Consider the following 1,149-nt stretch of genomic DNA (forward strand, 5'->3'; position numbering starts at 1 on the left):
GCGATGCGATCCTCCATCGCCTTTGCGCGGATTGGGTCGCGGGCGCGGAGGGCATCGACAGCCGTGGCGAGTGCGGCCGCCGGGTCGCTGGGCCGCGGCTTTTTCCGAGCGGACCAAACCGCGACATTCGGCGCCTGGATCCGCGCCTGAACCTCCTCCCTGGCGACGTCGACCTGGGCGCGTGCGGCGGCAATTCGCTGTTCGGCCGCTGTCCGGTGCTGGTCGGCAGCCGCGCGTGCGGCTGCTGCGGCAGCCGTGCTAGCTTCCACTACTTCGTCCTTCAGGGCCATGAAGGTCGCGTAGTGGACTGCGAGGTCGGCGGGTGTGCTCAGCGGCTCCAGCGTCGCGCAGAGGGCGCTGAGCGGGCGGAGCCGAGGTGAGTCGACAGCGGCGGTGCCCCGCCACACCAGCACCAGGCGTTCCGAGGCGGGGTCCACCCAGATCGTATCGAGCCGGGCGGCAACATCGTCAAACGATTCCGGCCGTTCGACGAAGATGCGCGCGACGACGCCGGGTAACTGGCAGCGCAGGCGCGGGTGCTTCGGATGGAGATTCTCGAACCACAGTTCTTCATCCCCGCGGAAATGCGGGAATTGCTGGTCGGGCGGCGCAGCGTTGAAGAACGCCCAATCGAAATCGGTGGGGAACCAGGGCCAACGCTGCTCCAACCAGCGGTTGTCGTAAGTCCCGGCGCGGCTGATGCGGGTCTGCCAGGTGGAGCCAAGCGGCCCGAACCCCGCCGGGTCGGGCCGAGCGAACGTTGTCGTAATGCGCTGGTCTGGGCGTTCGACATTGGGCAGGACCAGATCGGTGCCGCACCCGGCTGGATTGCGCCGGTCGCGTGGACCCCCAAACGCGCGGTCGTAGCCGATCGGCATGGTAAGGAAAGGGATCGGCTTGCTGGGCTGTGAGCCGAGCGGGCTGGTGATCCAGTGCCGGTCTCCCGTTACGGCAAGGGTTTTACGGGAGCCGATGCCAATGGAGACCAAACAGGCCTGGACCGGGGAGCCACCCTGAGCATGGGCGGTGGCCGCAACCAGGAAATCGCCACGGGGTTTGTAGGCGACGAAGTCGGAGGCGTAGGAGGGTGCTTCGTTGGGACCGGCGGGATCGTCTCCGGATAAGTTGGGCGGCACGTCGCTCGGAACG

At 67.7% G+C, this 1,149-nt stretch carries 1 protein-coding gene; it reads right to left on the reverse strand.

Going from position 1 to position 1,149, the window contains the following annotated elements; all coding sequences use genetic code 11:
• Window positions 1-1,149, reverse strand: a 1,149-nt coding sequence (locus tag GSQ76_RS18345) for a DUF2169 domain-containing protein (protein WP_158745591.1), incomplete at both ends; no start/stop codon positions are given.

It is taken from the genome of Acidisphaera sp. L21, from assembly GCF_009765685.1.
Classification (GTDB): domain Bacteria; phylum Pseudomonadota; class Alphaproteobacteria; order Acetobacterales; family Acetobacteraceae; genus LMUY01.